The sequence below is a fragment of the Scytonema sp. PRP1 genome, assembly GCF_036697665.2.
Taxonomy (GTDB): Bacteria; Cyanobacteriota; Cyanobacteriia; order Cyanobacteriales; family Nostocaceae; genus Kalymmatonema; species Kalymmatonema gypsitolerans.
This window is the reverse complement of record NZ_JBAHYJ020000059.1, coordinates 35,424-52,664: the sequence shown is the minus strand read 5'-3', so window position 1 is coordinate 52,664 and position 17,241 is coordinate 35,424. Positions and strand designations below refer to the sequence as shown.

Genomic DNA, 17,241 nt, shown 5'->3' with positions numbered 1-17,241 from the left:
CTTATATTATCTACTGACTCATTCACAAAATCTTCACTTACTTTTTTTATATTTATAGAAGAATTCAGAACTCAGGAGTCAAAATAGTCTGGAGGAGACGCAAAGAGCGTTCAGCGCATTTGTATTCTACACGACTGGGTGATGAGTCCTTAGTTTAAAACCTCGTCCTGCAAGTGACGTGAAAAAAATGTTAAAAAATTCTTCCTTCTCAAATCTCCATGCTCTTATAGGTGCAGTATTGTGAGTTCTACATTCTGACCCATTTTTACAGTTAGGCAGGGCTATTTCCTAAGCTAGCCGAGAACTTTTACTGTTAACAACATTAAACAAGAGTGCAAAAGTCAATTTTATGAAAAAAAACCACAGATGGACACAGATCCATAATTTATCTACGTTTATCTGCGTGCATCTGCGGTTCTAAATATTGATTAATCATACTTTTGCAAGAAGTTATTGAAAGTTTTAAGCATAAGGGATTTCCAAGAAATAAATTATCCATCTTGTGGGGGAGCCAGCGCGAATGACGGCTTTCCCGACAGAGGCGACTGGCGTTGGGCTTCTTGCCCGCCCTAAATATTGGGACGGGTGGGGACACCCATCCCACAAGAAAATTTGGGATATTTTTTTATTTGGAAGTCCCTAATCAAGTAACTCTAAGTTAGAGAGTCAATATGTCTTACCAAATACGTAATGCAGAGAGTTATCTTCAAGTATTGACAGGTATTGACGCCCAGAAAATCCAGGAACTTGAGGAGAAAGTAGAGTTTTTACTCGAACAAATAGAGAGCTATAAGCTAGAACTGTGTTACAAAAATTACGAACTGCAAGAGATAAAGCAAGAGTTGAGTTATACAAATCAAGAGTTATGCGCTGCAGTCATTTCAACAAAGCAGCTAACTATTAATGAGGCGATGGAATTAGCTAAAAAGTTGTTGGCAAGCGATAAACCTACCGAGGATGTTCTAGTTGAATTACTCACCGCTATCTATAGCTCTTGGTGAGTAGCAATAGGCAAAGTTTTTCAAGCGCTAGAATGCGATTCCAGTCATTGTAATCACTAACTAGGGGGTTAAAATTAATATGCAAAATACTTTTCGCGACTCGCATCCTGAAAATTACCAAATACCACAAAGGAATTTCCCATCTCCTGTTCTTGATGGCTTGCGTGTACTTGTGGTAGATGACGATGCAAATAACTTGGATTTGCTGGAGACCATTTTTGAACAGTACCAAGCCGAAGTGAACACGGCAGCTTCAGTGGATGAAGCTATTGAAGTGATAGAAGAGTGGAAACCAGACGTTCTCATCAGCGATATCAATATGCCAAATAAGGATGGCTATTCGCTAATTCGCTCTATCAGAATCAAAGAAGCAGAGGTTGGTGGGTTTCTTCCCGCCGTTGCTGTTACAGGTTGTGTGCTTCCAGAAAATCGTAGCCTAGCTTTCAATGCCGGGTTTCAGATGTTTATTCTTAAGCCATTTCGCTCTAAGGAGCTAATTACAGTTGTGGCAAAACTTACTGGACGAACTGTTGAAGTCACGGATTGAAGCTTTTGCCCAAAATAAAAAAGATGCAACATCAAATTTCATCTCACACCTCGAGGAGACTCCCGCCATAAACCAAAAAACAAGGGCGGGCATTTTGCCCACCCCATAGGAGTTATCCTTTTACTATGCAACGCCTTTAGACCAATTTCAAATCAGGATACTCTGCTAACACATCATCAGAAGTCAGAGTGTCGCCTTCAGCTTGGGGAGTCCAAAGAACTTCCATAGCCAGCAGTTGCTCACCAGGGATACTACCAAATTGACGTAGAGCTTGACGCAAGTCGTCAGCGCTGTTAACTTCTGGTAGCTGGTATTTACCTAAGGTCGCAGCTAGTAATGTGACGATAATGTATTCGCCAGGTCCTTCAGTTATTAGACGGGTTGGGTTGTCGAGTTCACCACCAGCAGCAGGTAAAGCATCTTTGGGAGTAGCTCCTCTAAGCTGGTTGTTTACATTAGAAAGAGTTTCTTCACTAAATTTGCTGCGTTCTGCAAGTGACAAACGGTTGAATTGAGTTTCAGCTGCATTTAAACGCGCTTGTTGGGTACCACCACCTGCGTACACCCAGTATTCTGGATGGCGTAGCAAAGCGAGGCTTGCTTCTTGCAGGATTTCTGCTCTACCTTCTGGGGAGTTGGTATCAGCAGTTTCAGCAATGCGGTTGAGTTCGGTTTGCAAGTCACGGGCGCTGGCTAACAAGCCCACTTGCAAACGAGTGACGGAAACATTAGGGTTGCTGCTGTAGCCCACTTCACTGTCACCAGAAGCGTCACCAGAAGCGACGCGGCGGAAAGTTTGCAACAGGAAATTGGCGATCGCAATAAAAACTAAGATGCCCAATAAACCGCCAAATCCTCCCCCAATACCCCAAAAAGGAAGCAGGAACGGAAATCCAAAACCACCGCCATAAGGAGGAGCGTAGTATCCTCCACCGTAACCGCCACCAGGAGGTGCATAGGTGCGAGGAGACGAGTAAGGACGGCTTGAGGGAACTCTGAAGGAACCACCGCCAATTCTACCCCCACTGGCGGCTAGAGCCCCATCACTATGACCAAATGCCAATGTAAAAACAAGGCATAGGAGGAACAGGGATTTTAAGAGGGGTTTGATAGCTTGTTGTAATTTTTTACCCATGACACAGTCGGTTGAAAAACAGTATTGGTTATCTTTCATCTCCCAATGCACAAATGAGTGTTGTGCTTGGTCAATGACGCCAGCCCATAGCCCCACAGAGTGGTTGATTGGCAGTAGCTCTTTAACAGGCTACATTTCAAATGTATCGTCTCTGATGTTGGACACGCAGCAGGCTTTGGGGGGATTTCTGGAGTAGATAACCGTACCTCATCAGCAATTGAATTTTTCAAATTTTCATCAAACTTTAAATTCGCGATTGCCAGTTTCCGCAATTGTTTTGCCAAATTCCTGCGTCCATAAGTATACACACCGCAAAAACCAGTTTTATGGTTCTATATTATACAAACGCCTTTTTTTCTTAGTCCTTTTTTTGATTTCTTTTTTATTTTCTCAAAATAATTTTTAATAGCTTTTTTATATTTTTTAATATAATAGAAAGATTTTTCTAAAGTTCTGTATAAGTTTTAACAATATTTATATATTTTACAGAAAAAAGTTAATTTAAAGATTTTTTCAAAAAAGATAATTAAGAAAGATAGCTTTTTGGCATTTTGGCATAATATTTTGAGTGGTGTTCAGATATCCTACTAACAGCAGCCAGACTTAAAAATTTCAACAGGAGTCATTTGAAGTATGAAGTATGAAGTATAAATTTTTTTGAGCATAGCCTGCACTTAAGTTATGCTGGTAAGTATATACGTCTTTAAAACTTCATCTTTTGTTCATCAGCTTTTGTTCATCTACTTTTGATAGCTTCATCTTTCAATAATCAGGGTGTTTAGTTGAGAAAATTCTGGTCGCGACAAACTGAATTTCAACATTAAAAATTGAATTTTTCTCTAAAAACATAAGCATCTTAGCTGTTACATTATTGAGGGAAGTCAAAAAAATAATAATTAATAATTCATCATTCAAACTGATGTCAATTCAACGAATAATGAGCAAGTACTCATGTTTTTTAAATTTTGTTGTTCAGGATATTAAGTCTTTTTTAGCTCATAAGACCTGGAACAATTTTTTTTTTATTTATTCAATTGATTTGGAAGTAGAAATTACAAAGCTCACAAAAGTTTATGTAGGTTTTTTATGCTGTTTTGACGTTTAGTTATCAAAATGTCTGATGGAAAATATTTCACGTATAAGAGCAACAATCCGAGACAAAACTGCGTCATATCCGGACATCCTAGTTATATCTCGTAGCTTCCAACCAAAAGAGGGTGGAATTGAAGAATATATCTATAATCGCTGCTTGCAAGACCCAGAGCGAGTCATAGTTTTAGCGGCTAGTTGCTCGGGAGATAAACTATTTGACAGAGCGCAAAAGTTTCCGGTATACCGCTGGCCCATTTCTCAACTCTGGCGTGGTAGTTTTTTGGGAAGTATACTGCAAGCTTTCCTGAATACGGTTTGGTCATGTCTGTTTGCAATCAAAGTGTATTTTCGCTATCACTATCGCTATATTGAATGGGGTCACGGCTACCATTTTCTTTCTGTTTTGGTATTAAGTTATCTTCTACCGATTCGCTTTTTTATTTACCTGCACGGAAAGGATATTTTTGAGGCGTCACGCAACCCCATATTGCGTTCTCTGTTTGAATTCACCCTCAGACGAGCCGAAGGAATTGTTTGTAACAGTTCCTTGACTCGGGATGAGCTGATTACCCATTTCCAAGTTGAGACGCCGACCCATGTGATTAACCCTGCTGTTAGAGTAGAAAAATTTGGTGTTTCGGCTCATCAAGGTGATCTGGATGATTTACGTGTCCGGGTGCGGAGTGGATATAACATTCCGGAAACAGCAGTGGTCATTCTCTCAGTCGGACGACTCGTGAAGCGTAAAGGTTTTGATCGTGTGATTGAGAATTTAACACTCCTGCTGACTCTGGGGATGGATGTTCACTATATACTTTGTGGGCAAGGTTCTGATGAATCTGCGCTGAGAAATCTAGCCGATCGCTTGCGGGTACAGAAGCGGGTTCATTTTGCTGGGTATGTACCTGAGGGGGAATTAGCCGGATACTACGCAGCATGTGACATACTTGCAATGCTAAGTTTGGGAAACAATAAAGCCTCGATTGGGGGTTTTGGAATCGTTTGTTTAGAAGCGGGTTATTTTGGGAAACCTGTGATTGCATCTCGCTTGGGGAGTGTAGTAGATACAGTTCAGCATGAAGAAAATGGCATACTCGTGAATCCCAATTCCGGCTATGAGGTTTTTCATGCTTTCAAGCGGTTGTGTCAAGACCAAAAGCTGCGCGAACAACTCGGTCGTAAAGGAAAACAATTAGCTAAACGCAAAACATTACACCGATCGATTTACATTCCTGATGGCTACTCATGTTTATTGACTTAACCACCACCAACGATGGTGACTATTTCCAAGCGATCGCCCTGCTGTACTTTTGTTTCTGACCAAAACTGACGGTGTAAAATTTCGCCGTTATACTCTACCGCCACCAAGCGGGGATTAAAACCCAATTGTTGGAGTAAGTCGGGTAATGTTTGGGGTAAGCAGGAACGAGTTTCCCCATTGATAACAAGTGTAATCTTATCAGACATAAGACATACCAGATTCTGGTTTCATGCGGCTTATTAGCTGTGACAGGAAAAATTGTGTCACCAGGGTAGGTTGATCGGCTTGCATCAGACTACGCACCACCGCCACACGGTTTGCTCCGGCGTTGATCACGTCATTAATGTTATTAGGATCGATTCCCCCAATGGCAAACCAAGGTATGGAACAATTTTTAGCCGCATAGCTGACGTATTCTAAGCCAGCTGCTGCTTTTCCTTCTTTTGTAGGAGTTTGATAAACCGGTCCCACACCAACATAATCCGCACCTTCAGCGATCGCTGCTTGCATTTCTTGCGAGTTTGTGGTAGAACGACCAATCAAACGGTGAGGACCAAGTAATTGTCGGGCAATAGAAATGGGCAAATCTTGTTGTCCCAAATGCACTCCATCAGCATCTACCGCTAGAGCAACATCCACGCGATCATTGATAATAAAAATAGCGCCGTAGGCGTGGCATAGTTGCCGCAATTTTTTAGCTTGTTCTAGACGCACAGTATCATCGGCTATTTTGTCGCGATATTGTACCAGCGTTAATCCTCCTTTCAGGGCTGCTTCGACAATTTCCACCAACCTTTCATTTGGGGAGGTGACAAAATACAGGCGCGATCGCAATAGCAGTTGCTGCCGATTATTTCCCATCAGATGACTTTCCAGGGTATAAATGCGATAACGCATCTGCTTAAAAGCTTTCCCCATGTTTGGGTTGTAAAGCTTGCTATATTCTTCCAGCACCCGCAAAGCTTCTTGCACTCGGCAGAAGTTAGCTTGCAACAACGATTTGATGTTCGTACGTTGTTCTTCCTGAGGATGGGTTAACTCAGTTCCAGGATCGCCGGGAGTATTCCGTGCCGCCCGTAATTCTGTGGTATGCCAACGAGCTATCTCTTGTCGCTCTTTTTTGCATTCCGCAGCTAATTGGGCGTTGTTCAACCCAAAGCGACACCATTCCTCAATGATTCGCAAGCCCTCACGAGCGCGGTCTAAATTTGCATCTAAAATGCGGTAAACAACTTGCTGGATTTGCTCTGTTTGGCTGTATGGCTCGACCATTACAACAACCCCATTATTGCTTTCATCGTAACAGCCAGCCTGTTTCATATTGACACTGTTCTTCGCATCTCTATTGATTCTTAACTAACTTAACTTTGTATCAAAAAGAGCGAACAGGTCAATATCTGAGTAACCTTATCCACATACTTACGTCTACAAAAGTATAAAAAGTTTTTTGGTTGAAGGAGTGTAGTCAAAGTGATTCACCACGACGTTTTTCCTAAGTCTTATTGGGCAAACGATTTATCAGTAAAGCTAATTGCCAAAGGTCACAAACCATATTCATTCCTCAGTGTAGCAATATTATCAGTGTTTCGTTTTTTCGTTTTGTGTTTCACCACTGGTATGGGAGTGGCATACATGGCAATGCTTGGGGCAAGCTTTGATGCCGCCATTGCTCAAATGCCCGCAACAACAGATAGAGAGCAGATCGGTGCCAAAACAATGTCTCAGGTTAACGTGCTTTTTGTCAACCCAAGTGCCGGGGATGACAAGGTAGGCAATGGTGGTGAAGGCACTCCTTTTAAAACCATTACCCAGGCGCTACAAGTCGCTGGTCCCAACACAGTCATTATGCTCTCAAGCGGCACTTACACGGACGCAACTGGAGAGAGTTTTCCTTTGATACTCAAACCGAATGTTTCGATTCAAGGGGACTCTCGCACTAAAGGACGTGGTATTGTGATCCAAGGAGGAGGTGCTTACCTCAGTCGCACCTTTGGCGGTCAAAACGTCACCATTGTAGGCGCAAACCAAGCGAAGTTGACTGGCGTAACGGTAACTAATCCCAACCCTCGTGGTTACGGTTTATGGATTGAATACAGCAATCCAGTCATTGTGGAAAATACCTTTATTGGCAGTACCCAAGATGGAATAGCTGTGACTGGCAACAGTGCGCCCACCATTCGCAGTAATTTCTTTTATCAAAATGGGGCGAATGGAATCACAATTTCCGGGAACTCTCAACCGGAAGTCCGGGAAAACGTGTTTCAACAAACGGGCTTTGGCATTAATATTACTCAAAATGCTCAGCCGATAGTGGTTGGCAATTCTGTTCAATACAACAGAAGTGGCATTGTGGTACAAGCGAATGCTCGCCCAATACTACGGAAGAATCTCATTCAAGGCAGCAAAGAAGATGGCTTAGTAGCTATTTCTCAAGCGATCCCCAATTTAGGCATTGCCTCTGAACCAGGCGGTAATCAGTTTCGCAACAATGCTCGTTACGACATTAACGCCAGCGCTGCCAAACAAATCTTTCCTGCTTTTGGCAACACCCTTGCCAACAACCGCATCAATGGCAAGGTGGATTTGGCTGGGACAACAGCAGTAGCCGAGGCGGGAATGGGGGGACTCAGCGCAGAGAACCCGAGGATACAGGAACGCGGGAATTCTTTAGCAAATGTAAGCGCGTCAACAGCAGCGTCAGGGCGTCTCCCCGTAAGCGCGTCTTCGAGCAACGCTTCTGGACGATTAAACAATCAATTGCAGCCATTATTGCCGATCAATTCACCACTTAGAGCAACTGCTGTTAATCAAAAACAATCTCCTCTCAATTCTGGGTTGCCAACTCCTAATAGCTTGACAAGCAGCCGGCAAGTTGCCCCAACTGCAAGGTCAATTCCATCACCAGCAAATACATCCAATACATCACAGCAAGCGAATTACGTACGTATTTCTCCTAATACCGTAGAATTCACTGCACCCCAAGCGGCAGCTAACACCGTTGACGCGGGAACACAACAAAGCCCAGAGGCAATGAATTTAGAACAAATGGCTCCGCGTCCTCCCCTCTCGGCATCTGGGCGTCAAGTCCGACAACAAAATGTAACTTCCTATGACCAAGTCGCAGCAGTACCCGTACAAAGAGCGTATCAAGGACAGTCGTCATTGCCAACACTAGAAGCTGCACCCGTCGGTAATGCAGCTCTTTTGCCCGTTCCCAATTCCAATATCCCTTTGGGCAATACTGGCAATATGCGAAAACAACCAGTCACTCAAAGTTCTTCGACGACAGCGTATGTCTCGAATCCATCTTTATCGCCTGCTGGGGGAAGTCAAATCAATTTACGTTACCGAGTCGTAGTTGAAGTACAAAATGAAAAGGATCAAGACTTAGTAAAATTCCTTGCTCCTGGTGCTTTTCGCACTGTCTGGCGTGGTAAGGGAGTGATGCAAGTCGGTGTCTTTAGTACTCGCTATAACGCTGATAGCGTCATAAAAATACTTAATAATAACGGTTTAAAAGCTGTGGTTGAGCCGGTAAATTAAAAGGGATTCGGTATAGGGCAATACGGTTCAGTTAAGGATTGTTGGTAACAATTCCAGACGTGTAGAGACGTTGCATGCAACGTCTCTACATTGCCATCCTGATAACAGTTTTGGTCTTATCTGAACTGTATTGCGGTATATAGCGCTTCTCGTTTCGATGAAGTACAGATTTATCTGTGTCCATCTGTGTCCATCTGTGGTTCTTATTTCTTAACTCACATCTTGCACCAGTTGCGTTATTGCAATTTTTGTAAGGTGGGCACTGCCTAGAGTTCCCTCAAAACCTTATTTTTACGTTATGGGCAGTGCCCACCCTACGGTTATTGAGAATGGTGCAAGATCTCAGTTAATGTATTGCACTCAATTGAGAACCGCTATAGGGGACTGGGTACTGGGAAGAGATTATCTTAATCTAGAAATTTTAAATCTCCGATTGAGCTTTTGGAGCAGCAGCCCCGCGCTCTACCCTTTGGGTGAGCGTCGGGAAGAATGCGAGCGAGGTGAGGAGGGTGGGTCAATCCATGCCGAAGGTAAGTCGCGCGAGTGCGACCCACACCGACGAGACGAGCAACTCACTCAGGCAATAAACGAATAAATTCCCGCAGAACATCCGTGATGGATCTTCCGGTTTTTTGGCAATAGGAGTCCAGTCGATCTTTTTCGGTTTTAGGGAGTCGAATCTGGATTGTTTCTTTGCTAGGCATGATTGCAGTGTATGGAAAAATGTTTAGAAAAAAGACCTAAGACTGCTTTACCAATAGCACCCCAAGAGGTGTCACTCAAAGCATTAGCAATTTCAACTAAATGAAAAAACAAGATTTTTTCTGGAGATGGGTCATCATTGATATATGTAGCAAAGATGCGGACTAATCCTTCACGGTTGGTAAATAATTCTAATGCGCGGTTCCCTTCAGTGATAGAGCGTTTTCGGTTATTAATACTCATGTCAGCTGTGGTTTCTGAAACAATCTTGCTGCAGTTAAGAGAATTCTCCTATATATTCCTATAAGCGAAACTCTAGTTAACATATGCAGACCAATAAAAGCTTTGCTGTAGGGAATGGTTCACACTAAACATTATTACTCACTGACTTTGAGAACCCTCTTATTTGCAGTTTAAAGTGTTTCTGTTTGCAGTTCTGTAGAGAGCATCCCAAGAATCGCGCCTTCAGCAACCCGTCCATCGCCTGAAATTCCCGTAACATCAACATTCAATTGAGTTTGCGTTTCCGCACAAATTTCTAAGAGTGTAGGAGCAATTAGTGTCTCTCGTTTTGCTGTTTCGTTTATTGGGTTAACATAGGTTAAATTTTTTTATAAATAGTGGCTTAAAAAATCTAGACATTTAACAGTTACCAGTTATCAGTTATCAGTTATCAGTTATCAGTTTCATCCTCCGGGGGAAACACCACACCAATTGGACCGAAAGCGTTGGTGGCGGGTTTAAATCCCCCACCATAGCAGGCGTCACTGTTCACTGTTCACTGTTCACTGTTCACTGTTTTAAGACTTCCCTGATACCTTGGTAAATCTAATCGCTTACGCTCATAAGTACAATCAAATTCTGCGGTCTGCTGGCGCATAAGGTAATTCAAAATATTTGCTAAACGTATAGTTAGTACCAGGTTGGAGAATACGTGGACGGTTCATAAATTTTAAACATAATTAAACATAAATTGTATCTGGTACAATAATCATGTTTTCTAGAAAATCAATGCACTCATCTGATCTGAAATCGAGTGTGGGATGTAGGTCAGTTTTCTGGGATTTCAATTATCTCTAGCCTCCACACCTTCTCATTTAACCGAAAGACTTAAGTGATACTTTACCAATAGCTATTGTCATTTCCTATTTCTTCTGAAACGGAAGTGCCTAGACGTCCAGGAAGCAGTTTGCCGGAAGGGAGTCGCTTTTCATTAGAAATTGCTTTGAGCTTTGATGTAAATAACTCTCATCCTGCGCTTGTTTCCGGGGTAAACTTCGCAATGGGTGGATTGTTGGTAGCGACTGGGAGAAGGTCATCGTTTCTTGGTTTGCAGGTGGGGAGTAGGAAGTGGGGTGTGAGGGAGATGGGGGAGATGGGGGAGATGGGGGAGATGGGAGAGATGGGGGAGATGAGGAAGAGACTCTAATGCTTGAATTAGATCCTTCGCTTCGCTCAGGACGCTTCGCGATTTTGGATTTTGAATTGATTTGTCCTCCTTGTCCCCGTGTCTCCATAGGATCTGGGGGGAGTGCGGGAACTGAGGTAAGGTTCTGTGGAAATTTGCTGCAAATCAGGCGTTCAAATTCCATGTTGAAATGAAAAATCGCCTGTCCCCGCCGCTGCCAACATGTTAGAATTTGTTGCACCGAAATCGCTTTGTAGCGACCTTGATACAGTGCCTCAATCACTGCCAAGTGTAGCCAATTTCCTGGATATTGCTTTTGCCAAAGATCAACTAGCTCATTGGCGCTATAGCCACTGAGGTCGAAACTATAGTGAATTAGTAGGGTTATTGCCAAGTCGGCAGAGGTGTCCAAGGCTGGTGTGAACATCTGGGTCTCAGCTTCTGGCAATAGGCGTAAATCCTGCTCCCATCCCATACAGCCTATCGTGTTTTTAGCTACAGTTTTGTTTGCCAAGTGTTTCTAAGTATATAAGCGAAGTGCCTTTCATTTTACTTTTCACGCAGTAGAAGAGGAAACGATATAGGGCGAATTCATATTGGGCGCAAGCGCCGAATCTGTGGAGATTCCCCCTATAGCCACTAATGCTTGATAAACCATAGCAGCTGCTTCTCCTTGTGTCGCTTCTCGATTTGGCTGGAGTTGTTTAGGATCTGGATAATTCACGATAATTTTGTTTTGGGTGGCGGTGGCAACTGCGGTGCGGGCATACTTGGGAATCGTATTGCGATCGCTGTAGCTTACTAAAGTATTATCAGCTGCTTTGAGCGCTAGTCCATTCACCAGAGAGACGATGATTTGTAATCGCAGGACATTTTGCTCGCTGCGGAAGGTGCGATCGCTAAATCCCCCAACAAATCCACCCCGCGCCGCGATTTGAATCGCATCATAAGCCCAAAAATCCTTTGGTACGTCGGTAAAATCAGGTGCGGGGTATTTGGGAATCGGGTTAAAGCAAGCTGCAACCAAAGCCGCGTATTGGGCGCGAGTTATCGGTTTGTCTGGCTCAAAAGTACCATCAGCAAAACCGTGAGTGAAACCCATGCTGATTAATGCCTGGATAAATGGTTCTGCCCAGTGTTCTGCAAGCTTCGTATCAGAAATTGTACTCCATTCTGCTGTTTTATCAGTATCCTTTGTTGCAGTGAGCAATTTTACTAATCCCTTGATTTGCGCAGGATTCAACTGGTTACCTACGCCAATCAACTCAACAGAAGTCCTATTTTGAACATCAAACTGCCCGTTATTCTGAAAAATGTTACCAGCAGGGTCTTGAGTGCTGCCGAGATCAGGAGCGGCGTTAGGATTGACTAATAGGCCGTTTTGAATATTGTTTTCGATCAGATTATTTCGTAGTACAGGTCGGGCAGTTCGTGAGAGGGCGATCGCGTGTCTATTTTCTGATAGCGTGTTATTTGCAACCAAAGGGGCAGCAAAGTCACTAATACCTATTCCCAAAGCATTTTTTTGCAAAACATTCCGCAGTACTTGCCCTTTGCTATTGCGTGCCATGATTAACCCACCGAGACCGTTTTGGACAAACACGTTGTCCTGAATCAGTGGTTTGGCACTACCCGTGACAAACACTCCCTCCCGACCGCATTTGATAAACGTGTTGTTCGCTAAAGTTGGTGAGGCTGGCTCCTCAAACTGCCGTGCTGTTGATTCAATCCAGACACCAGTGCCTTTTTCCATAGGATTTATGACAGTGACGCCCAACAGTTGAGCATCATTTAGTAATAGTAGTGTAATATTTTGTACACCAAAGCTTTCGCTTTTATACTCCCCACTTCCCGAAATCACAATACCTTGACCTTTGCTTGCTTCCTGACCTACTACGATCACGCCCGCTGAAATGACCAGTGGAAAGACCTCTCCACTAGCAGTGGTGTAAGTTCCAGGTGCAAGCTGAATAATTTTAGGTGTTGTGGTTCCGTTAAGGGCACGGCTGAGAGTTTTGTAAGGGTTTAACCATGTCCCAGTATTGGCATCATTCCCAATAGCAGGGTTGACGTAAAGAGTGGGTGTGGCAACGAGGGTAGAGTTAACCATTTAATTGAATAGACAAATTTTAAATAATGACAATAATTATGAACGCTAGTTGCTCTAAGCACTCAGAACTATTGCGGGGGATTGAACACGGAAAAAAGCTTGCTTATAACCATTTTCCTCATATTCGAGTCTGTAGGAGAAGGAAAAACAAACAATAGCACACTCAGCACTCCGTAGGGGCGCGGTAGTCGCTACACCTGTGAACACTCAGGACTGTTTTGGTGATTTATCATGGTTTGATACATTATGATTTGCCATTCAAATAAAGTGAATGATTTCAGTTGAGCATCTAAGTAAAATATACGGCTCTACCCAAGCAATTACTGATGTCACGTTCAACGTAGAACCAGGAGAGATTTTGGGGTTCTTGGGACCAAATGGTGCTGGCAAAACCACAACCATGCGGATTTTAGCCGGTTACCTACCAGCAACCAGTGGGACGGCTAGGATTGCGGGCTTTGACGTCCATGAAAATTCTCTGTTGGTGCGCCAACGCATTGGTTATCTACCAGAGACACCACCGTTGTATCCAGAGATGACGGTGGAGGGATTTTTGTATTTTGTGGCGCGGATTAAGGGAGTAAGAGCAGGCGATCGCACGAGCAAGGTAGCAGCAGCTATAGAACGCTGTAATTTACAAGACAAGCGCCACGTGATTATTCGCAAACTTTCTAAAGGATATCGCCAGAGAGTTGGGATAGCTCAGGCGATCGTCCACGATCCACCAGCCATCATTTTGGATGAACCCACAGTCGGACTTGACCCCCGGCAAATCATCGAGGTACGCAATTTAATTAAAAGCCTTGCTGGGAGCCACACAATCATTCTTTCCACCCACATTTTGCCAGAAGTGAGCATGACCTGTAGCCGCGTGGCAATCATCAATCGTGGCAGAGTCGTAGCGACAGATACCCCTGAAAATCTCTTAACCCAGTTGACAAAAGGGTCAGGATATGAAATAGAAATTGAGGGAGAAGCTGCTCTAGCTAAACAGGTTCTGCAAAATGTACCAGGCGTGAGTTTGGTCGAATCAATTCCTGCTGTGGGAATGCACACTCATAGCGCCTTTAGGGAAAACCGAGGTTACCTGCGGGTGATATCGCAACCGGGAATGGAACCAGGAGGAGATATTGCAACGGCGTTGATACGTACAGGATTTGGTTTACATGAAATGCGGCGTGTGTTAGCTACTCTGGAAGATGTCTTTTTGCAACTAACAACAGAAGAAAAGAACTTGGAGACTGAGACAGAAATAGCAGAAGCCAACGAAGGAGAAGCTGCCTAAATGGGTGTAGTACTGGGTAATATTATTGCCATTTATCGCCGAGAGTTACAAAGCTATTTTGTAGCGCCTCTGGCATATGCGATCGCCGCCGTTTTTTGGTTTCTATCTGGGTTATTCTTCGTGCTAATTTTGATGGGACCAGAAGGCATTTTACAAACAGTGGCTGCATTAGATTTACAAGGGCAACAATTTGGAGTGCCAGTTCCACCAATAGATGTACCTTACGAATTTGTTAGGGCATTTTTGGATCGCCTGGGGTGGTTGTTGTTGTTTTTGCTGCCAATACTCTCGATGGGACTTTATGCTGAAGAACGCAAGCGCGGCACTTTGGAACTTTTAGCCACATCACCAGTCACAAACTGGGCGGTAGCTGTCGGGAAATTATTAGGAGTGTTGACATTTTTCATCACAATGGTGATGCCTATGCTGGCATTAGAAGCTGTTGCTTTGAGTGGGTCAAATCCACCAATGCCGCCAGCCATTCCCTTACTAGGGCATTTGGCATTAATCTTACTAGCAGCAGCAATTTTGTCTTTGGGAATGTTCATTTCCTCTTTGACAGACAGTACAATCTTGTCTGCCGTCCTCACATTCGCATTAGTTTTATTACTGTTGTTCGTGGATTTAATTGCCAAAAATCTTGGTGGTTCTGTAGGAGAAGCCTTGAGTCATATCTCGTTACTGAAACATTACAATACCTTAGCCCAAGGTATTTTCGATACTAGCAGCTTGATGTTATTTGCTAGTTACATCATTTTAGGCATATTTCTCACTGCTCAATCAATTGATGCACTCCGCTTCCAACGTTCATAGACATTTCTGATGAGTCATTAGCAGACAAAAATAGACCTCTTGCACTCATTCAATGTTTTGGAGAATGAAACCACAGATGGATACAGATGGACACAGATGATTTATCGGGAGCATCCCAAATCTTTGAGTTTATTTTTAAACGCAAAGGGTCGCAGAGGTTTGCGCAGCGAAAAGTTCTGCAGGAGGTGAGACCAGTGCTGCAGGAGGGTTTCCCGACCTAGGCAACTGGCGTAAGCGCAAAGCGCAGGCTCCGCCAACGCGTAGCGTCTCCGTTCGCCCTTGGCGTGCCGCAGGCATAGGAGATACCCGAAGGGGTTTCCCGACCTAGGAAACTTTTCAAGACAAAGGAACACAGAGTGTAAATCAGAGCTACTTTGTTTTGCATTTTGAAAAAATTGGGATGCTCCCGATTTATCTGCGTTTATCTGCGTGCATCTGCGGTTATAAATAGCTAAAAATAAGATTTGTGCGATAAATATAATGACTAATGACTAATAAAATGAAGACTATCGCTAAAAAGAAACCTTGGAAATTTTTGTTTTGGTTTGGTCCGTTTCTAGTTGCTGCGGGCTTAACCGCTGGTTTGGTATCAAATAATTGGGGAGTAATCCCATTAGCATTGATAATTTTAGGATCTGTCATCATTGGGTTGTGGCTGTTCTGGCAAAATAAGCAGAGTCACTGGTGGGGACAACGTTCCACCCAAGCTGGTACTAATGCCTTGGTTGCAACTGTCGCAGTTTTGGCGATTTTAGGATTAATTAACTTCTTAGGGACTCGCTACCATACGCGAATTGACTTAACAGAAACTAAGTTGTTTACTCTTGCTCCCCAGTCACGGGAATTGGTGCGTTCCTTACAAGTACCAGCAAAGGTATGGGTGTTTGACCTCAATCAAGACCCTGTAGACCGGGACTTGCTGGAAAATTATCATCGGCAAAGCTCAAAGTTTAATTTTGAGTACGTAGATCCGCAAGCTAGACCAGGGCTTGCTCGCAAGTTTGGCGTTAAAGACTATGGAGAAGTTTACTTGGAATCTGGCGATAGACGGCAGTTGGTTCAGGTGGTCGGTCCCCAAGAACGCCTATCGGAAGTGAAGTTAACGAATCGCCTGCAACAAATCAGCAGCTTAGGGACAGCTAAAGTTTACTTTCTTCAAGGTCACGGGGAACACCAACTTTCAGGCACAGAGGATGCAATATCGCAAGCAGTTCAAGCATTAAATGACAAAAATTACACCACCTCTCCCTTGAATCTGGCAGAAAAGCCTAGTGTTCCTCAAGATGCTGCTGTTGTCGTCGTTGCAGGTCCCAAAAGAGCGCTATTTGAAACTGAGATAAAAGCACTGCGGGACTACCTGAATCGAGGTGGCAATTTACTGCTAATGATTGATCCAAATACTGACCCCAAAGTTGAGAGTTTACTTGCCGAGTGGGGTGTCAAGTTAGATAATCGTTTAGCAGTTGATGCCTCTGGAAGCGTTGGGCTTGGTCCTGCGGCACCTTTAGTGACTCAATATGGAAAACACCCGATCACCAAAGATTTTGGCAATGGCATTTCTTTTTATCCGTTAGCACGACCGGTTGACACAACCCCAGTCGCTGGGATTGAGGTGACTCCCTTGTTGCTGACCAAACCTTATCCCAATAGCTGGGCAGAAAGTGACCAGGAAAGCGAAAACTTGCAGTTTAATCCTGAAAGCGATCGCAAAGGTCCACTGACATTGGGCGTAGCATTAACAAGGAAACCATCAGCCCAATCTGAAACCAAATCTAACCCTACACCCATACCTACAGCAGCAGCAACCACTCAAACCCCAGCTAGTCCCACTCCCAGCGCCAAACCCACTGCACTCCCAGCACCCACAGCAAAAACTGAGAGCAAACCTACCCCCACTCCCAGCGCCAAACCCACTGCACTCCCAGCACCCACAGCAAAAACCGAGAGTAAACCTAGCCCCACTCCCAGCGCCAAACCCACTGCACTCCCAGCAGCAGGGGTAACGAATCAAACTAAGGCTAGTCCCACTCCCTCATCTCCCCCCACTCCCTCATCTCCTTCTGCTGAGTCACGGATGGTAGTATTTGGAAATTCAGATTTCGCCATCAATGGCTTGTTTGATAAGCAGCTCAATGGAGATGTATTCCTGCAACTCCAGTCACTTGGTTGAGTCAGCAGGATCTAGCAACCCCTTTCGATTAGCCCTAAGGAAGCCAAAGACCGTCGCATCAACCTAACAGCAGCACAAGCGAATCTTTTAGAGTTCTCGTCTCTGTTAGTTTTACCCATGATAGGGTTGGTGGCAGCGGTTCTTCTCTGGTGGCTACGAAGGTAGACAAATTAT

15 protein-coding genes and 1 pseudogene are annotated in these 17,241 nt (G+C 43.9%); 9 read left to right on the top strand and 7 right to left on the bottom strand.

Features of this window, described 5'->3' with window-relative positions; translation table 11 throughout:
- The first annotated feature begins 671 nt into the window (after window positions 1–671).
- Window positions 672–1,001, top strand: a complete 330-nt coding sequence (locus V5G28_RS11690; RefSeq protein WP_332997440.1) for a hypothetical protein — start codon at window positions 672–674, stop codon at window positions 999–1,001.
- 79 nt (window positions 1,002–1,080) lie between these two features.
- Entirely contained in the window at window positions 1,081–1,548 is a 468-nt protein-coding gene (locus V5G28_RS11685) for a response regulator (RefSeq protein ID WP_332997438.1), read from the top strand.
- Between the two features lie 136 nt (window positions 1,549–1,684).
- Here the strand turns inward: V5G28_RS11685 and V5G28_RS11680 are convergent, their stop codons facing one another.
- Window positions 1,685–2,683, bottom strand: a complete 999-nt coding sequence (locus V5G28_RS11680) for a DUF1517 domain-containing protein (RefSeq protein ID WP_332997435.1) — start codon at window positions 2,681–2,683, stop codon at window positions 1,685–1,687.
- On the opposite strand from V5G28_RS11680, the gene V5G28_RS11675 reads away from it, so the two are divergent.
- Window positions 2,682–2,879, top strand: a complete 198-nt coding sequence (locus tag V5G28_RS11675) for a hypothetical protein (RefSeq protein WP_332997433.1) — start codon at window positions 2,682–2,684, stop codon at window positions 2,877–2,879. The genes V5G28_RS11680 and V5G28_RS11675 overlap by 2 nt on opposite strands.
- A 924-nt stretch (window positions 2,880–3,803) precedes the next feature.
- Entirely contained in the window at window positions 3,804–5,036 is a 1,233-nt protein-coding gene (locus V5G28_RS11670; protein WP_332997431.1) for a glycosyltransferase family 4 protein, read from the top strand.
- On the opposite strand, the gene thiS is transcribed toward V5G28_RS11670, so the two are convergent.
- On the bottom strand, window positions 5,033–5,242 hold the full coding sequence (thiS, locus tag V5G28_RS11665) for a sulfur carrier protein ThiS (RefSeq protein ID WP_332997430.1): 210 nt from the start codon (window positions 5,240–5,242) through the stop codon (window positions 5,033–5,035). The two genes, V5G28_RS11670 and thiS, sit on opposite strands and share 4 nt — an antisense overlap.
- Complete coding sequence (locus V5G28_RS11660; protein WP_332997428.1) at window positions 5,235–6,356, bottom strand: thiamine phosphate synthase; 1,122 nt, start codon at window positions 6,354–6,356, stop codon at window positions 5,235–5,237. Before V5G28_RS11660 ends, thiS begins: the two co-directional genes overlap by 8 nt.
- Before the next feature lie 312 nt (window positions 6,357–6,668).
- Between V5G28_RS11660 and V5G28_RS11655 the strand changes: the two genes are divergently transcribed.
- Together V5G28_RS11655 and V5G28_RS11650 are read left to right on the top strand one after the other, a co-directional pair.
- The gene (locus V5G28_RS11655; protein ID WP_332997690.1) at window positions 6,669–8,579 is read left to right on the top strand and encodes a DUF1565 domain-containing protein; all 1,911 of its coding nucleotides are present in this window, start codon (window positions 6,669–6,671) and stop codon (window positions 8,577–8,579) included.
- A 298-nt stretch (window positions 8,580–8,877) separates the two neighbouring features.
- Window positions 8,878–9,174 carry a hypothetical protein gene (locus tag V5G28_RS11650; RefSeq protein ID WP_332997426.1) on the top strand — a complete coding sequence of 99 codons (297 nt, stop codon included), beginning with the start codon at window positions 8,878–8,880 and terminating at the stop codon, window positions 9,172–9,174.
- On the opposite strand, the gene V5G28_RS11645 is transcribed toward V5G28_RS11650, so the two are convergent.
- The 4 genes from V5G28_RS11645 to V5G28_RS11630 form a co-directional block, all read right to left on the bottom strand.
- Window positions 9,152–9,283, bottom strand: a complete 132-nt coding sequence (locus V5G28_RS11645; protein ID WP_084743750.1) for a ribbon-helix-helix protein, CopG family — start codon at window positions 9,281–9,283, stop codon at window positions 9,152–9,154. The two genes, V5G28_RS11650 and V5G28_RS11645, sit on opposite strands and share 23 nt — an antisense overlap.
- Complete coding sequence (locus tag V5G28_RS11640) at window positions 9,276–9,524, bottom strand: hypothetical protein (RefSeq protein WP_332997423.1); 249 nt, start codon at window positions 9,522–9,524, stop codon at window positions 9,276–9,278. The genes V5G28_RS11645 and V5G28_RS11640 overlap by 8 nt, the downstream gene beginning before the upstream one ends.
- Window positions 9,525–10,450: 926 nt before the next feature.
- The gene (locus V5G28_RS11635; RefSeq protein WP_336230419.1) at window positions 10,451–11,203 is read right to left on the bottom strand and encodes a hypothetical protein; all 753 of its coding nucleotides are present in this window, start codon (window positions 11,201–11,203) and stop codon (window positions 10,451–10,453) included.
- A 42-nt stretch (window positions 11,204–11,245) separates the two neighbouring features.
- The gene (locus tag V5G28_RS11630; protein WP_332997419.1) at window positions 11,246–12,799 is read right to left on the bottom strand and encodes a DUF1565 domain-containing protein; all 1,554 of its coding nucleotides are present in this window, start codon (window positions 12,797–12,799) and stop codon (window positions 11,246–11,248) included.
- Window positions 12,800–13,070: 271 nt separating this feature from the next.
- Between V5G28_RS11630 and V5G28_RS11625 the strand changes: the two genes are divergently transcribed.
- From V5G28_RS11625 to V5G28_RS11615, 3 genes and pseudogenes are all read left to right on the top strand, one after another.
- A complete protein-coding gene (locus tag V5G28_RS11625) occupies window positions 13,071–14,084 on the top strand; it encodes an ABC transporter ATP-binding protein (RefSeq protein ID WP_332997417.1) in 1,014 nt (337 codons plus the stop codon).
- Window positions 14,085–14,897, top strand: coding sequence for an ABC transporter permease (locus V5G28_RS11620; protein WP_332997415.1), 813 nt, complete (start codon window positions 14,085–14,087; stop codon window positions 14,895–14,897).
- Between the two features lie 499 nt (window positions 14,898–15,396).
- Window positions 15,397–17,232: pseudogene (locus tag V5G28_RS11615) on the top strand (Gldg family protein).
- The last annotated feature ends 9 nt before the right edge of the window (window positions 17,233–17,241 follow it).